Origin of the sequence: Citrobacter sp. wls827, from assembly GCF_005280875.1 — a bacterium.
Lineage (GTDB): Bacteria > Pseudomonadota > Gammaproteobacteria > Enterobacterales > Enterobacteriaceae > Citrobacter > Citrobacter youngae.
The window spans coordinates 1-7,488 of the sequence record NZ_SZWR01000034.1; the positions used below are offsets into that span (position 1 = coordinate 1).

Here is a 7,488-nt window from a genome sequence, read left to right on the forward strand (position 1 = left end):
CAATTGCCCGGTGGCGCAAGCTTACCGGGCCTACAAAAAATTACCGGGTAATATCCCAACCCCGCGCCTTCCACAATTCCGGCAACTGTGCCAGATCGGTAAAGGTCGTGACTTTTGGATGATCGATCGGTTTGTTATGCGGATCGGCGCAGAAGTAGAACACTTCCATCCCGGCGGCAATTCCCGCCTGCGCGCCTGCGCTGGAATCATCAACCAGAATGCAGTTCTCAACGTTAACGTCCATTGCTTTTGCCGCATGGAACATCAGGGCCGGATCGGGCTTCCAGCGTTGGATATCGTAGCCGCTGAACAGTAAATCAGGAAAATGGTGCAGCATGCCCAGCTTACCCAGCGAATGCTGCATTTTGCTGACCGGACCGTTTGAGACCACACACATTGGCACTGTCATGCTGTCCAGCAGAGCATTTGCCCCAGCGATAACCTCCAGTTCCGAGTCGAACAGGCGTGCGACCTCTGCGCGGTAAACGGGCTCTAAATCGGCTTTCGCCAGCGTAACGCCGTGCTCTTCGTTGATGATATCGATGATTTCGTAGAGTTTTACGCCTTTAAAGCGTTTAAACACCTCTTCGAGATCGAGTTTGATACCAAACTCCTGGAACATGGCGACATACGCCCGGGAACAGATCACTTCACTATCGACCAGCGTACCGTCGCAGTCAAAAAATACCGCTTCTATCTGGGACATGCCTTCCTCTTATCGCTAGTTTAACGTTTACGTCATGCTTATTTACGCCACGCAATCGTTGCCGTATAAGCAAAATCAATGAAAAAAGTTGCTCATAACCCAACCCTATTGTCGCATTTTGGTATAGGATAGCGACGAATTTTCCCTCCTTGTTCGGAAATTGATAATGAGTCAACAACACACAACCCAGGCTTCTGGCCAGGGGATGCTGGAACGCGTGTTCAAACTGCGCGAGCATGGCACAACGGCACGGACCGAAGTGATCGCCGGTTTAACCACCTTCCTGACGATGGTGTATATCGTTTTTGTTAACCCGCAAATTCTTGGCGTGGCTGGCATGGATACCAGCGCCGTCTTTGTTACCACCTGCCTTATTGCTGCATTTGGTAGCATCCTGATGGGGCTTTTTGCCAATCTGCCGGTTGCGCTGGCACCTGCTATGGGCCTGAACGCATTCTTTGCCTTCGTGGTCGTTGGCGCGATGGGCCTGTCATGGCAGATAGGTATGGGCGCAATCTTCTGGGGTGCGATAGGTCTGCTGCTGCTGACCATTTTCCGCGTACGTTACTGGATGATTGCCAATATCCCGGTGAGCCTGCGCGTGGGGATCACCAGCGGTATCGGTCTGTTCATCGGTATGATGGGGCTGAAAAACGCCGGCGTTATCGTCGCCAACAAAGACACGCTGGTATCTATCGGCAACCTGACGTCCCACAGCGTACTGCTCGGCATTCTGGGCTTCTTTATCATCGCGATTCTGGCGTCACGTAACATTCATGCGGCGGTGCTGATCTCTATCATCGTGACCACGCTGCTGGGTTGGATGCTGGGTGATGTCCATTACAGCGGGATCGTCTCCGCGCCGCCGAGCGTGATGTCGGTTATCGGGCATGTTGACCTGGCCGGTTCGTTTAACATTGGCCTTGCGGGCGTGATTTTCTCGTTCATGCTGGTGAACCTGTTTGACTCCTCCGGTACCCTGATTGGCGTGACGGATAAAGCCGGTCTGGCAGACGCGAAGGGCAAGTTCCCACGCATGAAGCAGGCGCTGTTTGTCGATAGCGTGTCGTCTGTTACCGGCGCGTTTATCGGTACCTCTTCCGTTACCGCCTATATTGAGTCTTCTTCCGGGGTTTCTGTTGGTGGGCGTACCGGCCTGACCGCGGTCGTTGTCGGTCTGTTGTTCCTGCTGGTTATCTTCCTGTCGCCGTTGGCGGGAATGGTGCCGGGATATGCCGCCGCAGGTGCGCTGATTTACGTTGGCGTCCTGATGACATCAAGCCTGTCTCGCGTGAAGTGGGATGACCTGACTGAAGCGGTTCCAGCGTTTATTACCGCCGTGATGATGCCGTTTAGCTTCTCGATCACCGAAGGTATTGCGCTGGGCTTTATCTCTTACTGCGTGATGAAAATCGGTACCGGACGTTTCCGCGATCTCAGCCCGTGCGTCATCGTTGTCGCGCTGCTGTTTGTACTGAAGATTGTGTTTATCGACGCGCACTAAAATATCGGTCTGGACAACGGCCCGCCAGGCATCGTTGCTGGCGGGCTTTTTCTTTAGGCTTTTACACGTTGAATATAGTCGCCAAATGCGGTCAGCTGACCGGTCAGATGGTCCAGCGTGCTTTGGTCGATCACTTCGCCGGTCTGCGGGTCCACTTTGTTCTGAATCACGCCGCCCATAAATTCCGGCTTGTTCATTACCATCGCGTCGAGGAACACCAGGATTTGACGCAGATGATACTGGCAGCGCGCGCCGCCGATGGCGCCCATGGAGCTGGTCTGGATCAGCACCGGTTTGCCGGATAATGGTTGATCGGGCAGGCGGGACAGCCAGTCGATGGCATTTTTCAGCCCGCCAGGAACAGAATAGTTGTATTCCGGTGTGACGATAACGACGCCGTCAGCCTTCCTGATTTGTTCCGCCAGCGCTTCTACACTTGCCGGAAAACCCTCTTCCTGCTGGAGGTCGGCATCGTACAGAGGAATATCCCCAATCGACGGTAATGCATTCACTTCCATCCCCGCGGGGGCAATTTTTGGCAGCGTACGGGCAACCATTCCATTAAACGAACCCTTGCGCAGGCTCCCCAGTAACGTAACAACATTCAATGTTTCAGACATGGTTACTCCTGTTTCATCATGAAGGTTAAATCAAAGCGTATGGCTCTTCGCTGCGCATAATTGCGAGAACCGGATCAGGCGACCCGTTGGCTCATTGGCGCGTGTCTGGATATCAGGCAAGCTTTTCCAGTCCTGTTTACCATCAAACTCCCAAACGTTGAGTTTTTCAATGGTTGGCGTGACCGCGACCGACCACACCAGCACATCTTCGGCATCGCAAATGGCTTCTATCTGCGTAACGTGAGCACATCTCAGACGGCCCGCACCCGGTAACAGCTGGAGTTCACGTGGATCGTCATTGCACACGTCGCCAGTGAGCTTGAGAACGCTCTGGCGTAACGTTATGAGCTGCGCACGCGCTTCATTGGGGTCGTTTTGATTATTGATCCACAGGTTTTCGTTACTGGAAAAGCGGTAGGAATCTGTGGCATTCGGGGTATGGAACCCGCGAGTTGCCCGCTGAAGCTCCATATCCAGACCGCATGAACCTTCTGTGGTAAGCGCGACGCCGACAATATTCCCGGCATAGGAAATCGAAAAGCCAGGCAGGTTTTTATCGCGAAAAACGGGCTTACCTTTCGCCTCGGTAACAATCTCGGGCAATGTGCTGGTGCCGTAAAGCATAAACATCAGTTCAGCGAGAAGACTTCGGGAGGCCAGAAAGCGTGTTCGGCGGTGAGTGGGTAGATTTCTTACTTCAAAATGACATGGAGTAGGGAGGCGAACTGAAACCAGGTGTCCCTCCGTAAGAATCCCTCTGGCAAAATGTGTCGCCATTTTTCGCTCCGTGATTAATGGTCCGTGATTATTATCAGAGTAACATTTACGCGGCTTCCAGGCAGGCTTTACTGCCCAAAAAGTAAACGGAATCGGGATACATTACGCGACATTTACATTTCCAGCGCCAGGGAGGTTAATAAAACAACAATATAGCAAAGGATCTTCATGACATCTCGCGATAGAGTGCCTTGATCGTCTCTTTCAGCCATACGATCTTAGGATTGTGGCTGTTGCGTTTATGCCAAAGAAGAGTGAACGGTACGCGCATTTTTTCCAGTTGCGCCGTATCAAATGGCATCGGCCGCGCAACGAGTGGAAGCTGGTGGAGTTGGTTATAACGCTGGCAATAGACCGGGGCGGTGGCTATCAATGCGTGATCGGGCTGCGCGGCCATAAACAGCGACTGCTCAAAGCCTGGCAGACACAATGCGATGTTACGCGCACGCCCCATCTCCTGAAGCACATCGTCCAGCGCCCAGGTGTCGCTCTGCTCCCAGCTAATGCTGATATGGGGATAGCGCAGGAATGTTTCCAGATTCCACTCTTCCTGCAATGCCGGGTGGTCTTCACGCAACCAGACGCAGGGGAGATCGGAAAACAGGACCTCGTGGTCGATCGATAACGGTAGCAGACTCAGCAATTCACGCGAGCGCGGGTGACTTTCACGTCCGGTAAAGCCGATATCCACCTCGCCACGGATAATGGCATCCAGCGAATCGTAATCCCAGTTGTGCACTTTGATCGTTGCCTGTGGATAACGTTGGTAGATCTGTTGGGAGAGCGCGTTAAACATGATCATCACCAGCGGCGTTTCAGCCACCAGATCAAACTTCAGCCCACGTGGTGCTTCATGGTGTGGCTTATCGAGCAATTGATTGCCCATCTGCATCCACTCCGCCAGGCTCTGTTCCATGTTGAGCATCAGCGGCGTTGGCGTTAGCCCCAGCGGGGTGTTAACAAACAAGGGATCGTCAAACCAGGCTCTCAGCTTCGATAGCGATTTGCTGACCGCCGACGGTGTGACGTTCATCCGTTTGGCGGTTTTAGTGACGCTGCGTTCCTGCATCAACAGCTGCAGGCAGAGCAATAAATTAAGATCGAGACTGCTGAGGGATTTCTTCATGAGTTGGCGCGGACCGGTTAGGTGCAACAGTGATAATCAGCATGATACTCACTATGCTACAGCCAATCAGAATCCCGATCAGCATATTCAGTGCGTCGAGACCGAGGATGGCAGCCAACCAAATCCATAGAGATGAACCGCAAACCTGTGCAATACCTAATGCCGAGCTGGCGACGCCAGCGCGCAGCGAGAACGGCCCCAGCGCCTGGCTCATGGCAACGCCGAAACCGACCGAGAATCCGGCGCAGATTAAGGTTAACCCGAACAACGTTACCGCGTGTGAAGTAGCAAGGGTTAACACCACGCCTGCACACAGAAACAGTACCTGCGAGGTCAGCATCATAACGCGAGGCTTAAACACGCTCAGAGCAAATGGCGTAGAGAAAGAGACCGCCATACTGATGCCAGCGGTCATGGCCATGGTAGTGGCGTACTCGCCGCGGTCGAAGCCCATCACTTCCATCAGCAGCACCGGAGACGTATTCACGAAGGTCAGGATCACCGACACGCTGAGGGTGGTAATGGCCAGACGGCTTAAGAAAAAACGGTTTACCAGCGACTCTGCGCGATGATCGCTCTGCGTAGAGGTCGAGAGCGTCGCTGGGCGCGATTCTCGCAGGATAAACACCGACAGCAGGCAAACGACCACGCCCATGCCCATCATCGTGTAGAACAGGCTCTGCCACGGGTATTTGAGCATGATCAGATGCCCCATCACCGGCGCCAGCACCGGTACGATACAGGTGATACCGTTTAACAGCGACAGTACCTTCGCCCGGCGGCGATCGTCGAGCGTATCGCGCAGGATGGCGAAAGCCACCACGTAGCAACAGCCGGCGCCTACGCCCTGAATAAAGCGGCCTGCGAGAAACGGGGTGCCGCTTTCGGCGAACGAACACAGCGAGGAGGCGACAATAAAAATGAGGGCACCGACAATGGCGACCGGTTTACGACCCGACTGGTCAGCAATTTTTCCGGCGAACAACATTGCTGTCGCCATCCCTGCCAGGTAGACCGAAAACGCGATATGCAACTGCGCCTCGCTGGCCTGTAAATCGGCAGCAATACGGGGCAATCCCACCAGATACATATCAATACCGGCGGGATAGAGGAGAACCAGGGCAAAACTGCAGATTAGAAAGCGTGTCATAGCGACCTCATGAGGAAAGTGGCGCTAAGAATACGGGGAGAGGGTTGTCTGTGCGAGTTGCCATTTGGACAACAGTGATTTCCGCATGGGAAATTGTTGTTGCCGGATGGCGGTGTAAACGCCTTATCCGGCCTACGGGGCCTGTGGGCCCGGTAAGCATCGCGCCACCGGGCAACACAACGTTATTTGCCAATACAGAAGCTGGAGAAAATCCGTCCCAGCAGATCGTCGGAGGTAAATTCCCCGGTGATCTCACTGAGGTTCTGCTGCGCCAGACGCAACTCCTCTGCCAGCAATTCTCCGGCCCATGCGCCAAGCAGTTGAGCTTTACCCTGCTCGAGATGCTCCGCCGCTTCTGCCAGCGCCTGCAGGTGACGACGACGCGCCAGGAAGCCACCTTCCATATTGGTTTCAAAGCCCATGCTCTGTTTGAGATGGTTACGCAGTACGTCAACACCTTCACCGGTACGTGCGGAGAGACGAACCAGTGAGTGGCCATTTACTTCGCTAAGGCCCAGCGTCTCACCGGTAATATCCGCTTTGTTACGTACCACGGTAATTGGCAGTTTGGCTGGCAGACGGGCAATAAAGTCTGGCCAGATGTCAGCCGGGTCCACGGCGTCGGTGGTGGTGCCATCCACCATAAACAGCACACGGTCGGCTTGTTCGATTTCCTGCCACGCACGTTCGATACCAATGCGTTCAACTTCATCGCTGGCATCGCGCAAACCAGCAGTGTCGATGATGTGCAGCGGCATACCGTCGATATGAATATGCTCACGCAGCACGTCGCGAGTCGTCCCCGCAATATCGGTCACAATAGCCGCCTCACGGCCAGCCAGCGCGTTCAGCAGGCTCGATTTCCCGGCGTTAGGGCGACCGGCAATGACTACCTTCATCCCTTCGCGCAGCAGGCTGCCCTGACGCGCTTCGGCACGAACGGCATCAAGATCGCTGATAACGCTGTTGAGCTGGGCTTCAATCTTGCCGTCAGACAGGAAGTCGATTTCTTCATCCGGGAAGTCGATTGCCGCTTCCACATAGATACGCAGGTGAGTGAGCGCTTCCACAAGATGATTTACCCGTGCGGAAAATGCGCCCTGCAACGAGTTCAATGCCGAGCGAGCGGCTTGCTCTGAGCTGGCATCGATCAGGTCGGCAATGGCCTCTGCCTGGGCTAAATCGAGCTTATCATTGAGAAAAGCTCGCTCGGAGAATTCACCCGGTCTGGCAATGCGCAGCCCGGGAATGGTCAGAATACGTTTGAGCAGCAGGTCAAGAATCACCGGACCTCCGTGGCCCTGAAGCTCTAAAACGTCTTCGCCGGTAAAGGAGTTCGGGCCGGGGAACCACAGGGCAATCCCCTGATCCAGCGCGCTGCCATCCGCATCTTTAAACGGCAGATAATCGGCATAACGCGGTTTTGGCAGTTTCCCCAGTACGGTTTCTGCGACCTCGCGCGCCTTCAGGCCGGAGATACGCAGGATACCCACGCCACCACGTCCCGGTGGGGTGGCCTGAGCGACGATGGTGTCGTTATGGCTCATGGTTTGTCTCTTCTTAATGCAATAAAAAAGGCGGTCTAATGACCGCCCTTTACTTTAT

At 54.4% G+C, this 7,488-nt stretch carries 7 protein-coding genes; 1 reads left to right on the top strand and 6 read right to left on the bottom strand.

Features of this window, described 5'->3' with window-relative positions:
• Positions 1-40: 40 nt before the first annotated feature.
• Positions 41-706 carry a 6-phosphogluconate phosphatase gene (gene yieH, locus FDX03_RS21600; protein ID WP_061066897.1) on the bottom strand — a complete coding sequence of 222 codons (666 nt, stop codon included), beginning with the start codon at positions 704-706 and terminating at the stop codon, positions 41-43.
• 166 nt (positions 707-872) lie between these two features.
• Here yieH and adeP point away from each other — a divergent pair, with 166 nt between their 5' ends.
• Positions 873-2,210 (top strand): adenine permease AdeP, encoded by a 1,338-nt coding sequence (gene adeP, locus FDX03_RS21605; RefSeq protein WP_048213779.1) that lies wholly within the window; start codon positions 873-875, stop codon positions 2,208-2,210.
• A 53-nt stretch (positions 2,211-2,263) separates the two neighbouring features.
• Here adeP and FDX03_RS21610 read toward each other — a convergent pair whose 3' ends face one another.
• The 5 genes from FDX03_RS21610 to mnmE all read right to left on the bottom strand — a co-directional run bounded on the left by FDX03_RS21610 (position 2,264) and on the right by mnmE (position 7,430).
• Positions 2,264-2,830, bottom strand: coding sequence for an NADPH-dependent FMN reductase (locus FDX03_RS21610; RefSeq protein WP_003827046.1), 567 nt, complete (start codon positions 2,828-2,830; stop codon positions 2,264-2,266).
• 30 nt (positions 2,831-2,860) lie between these two features.
• Complete coding sequence (locus tag FDX03_RS21615) at positions 2,861-3,607, bottom strand: 4'-phosphopantetheinyl transferase superfamily protein (protein ID WP_048213777.1); 747 nt, start codon at positions 3,605-3,607, stop codon at positions 2,861-2,863.
• A gap of 166 nt (positions 3,608-3,773) precedes the next feature.
• The gene (gene yidZ, locus FDX03_RS21620) at positions 3,774-4,733 is read right to left on the bottom strand and encodes an HTH-type transcriptional regulator YidZ (RefSeq protein ID WP_137346566.1); all 960 of its coding nucleotides are present in this window, start codon (positions 4,731-4,733) and stop codon (positions 3,774-3,776) included.
• Entirely contained in the window at positions 4,702-5,883 is a 1,182-nt protein-coding gene (locus FDX03_RS21625) for an MFS transporter (RefSeq protein WP_137346567.1), read from the bottom strand. The genes yidZ and FDX03_RS21625 overlap by 32 nt, the downstream gene beginning before the upstream one ends.
• A gap of 182 nt (positions 5,884-6,065) precedes the next feature.
• Positions 6,066-7,430 carry a tRNA uridine-5-carboxymethylaminomethyl(34) synthesis GTPase MnmE gene (gene mnmE / locus FDX03_RS21630; RefSeq protein WP_032945460.1) on the bottom strand — a complete coding sequence of 455 codons (1,365 nt, stop codon included), beginning with the start codon at positions 7,428-7,430 and terminating at the stop codon, positions 6,066-6,068.
• Positions 7,431-7,488 lie beyond the last annotated feature (58 nt).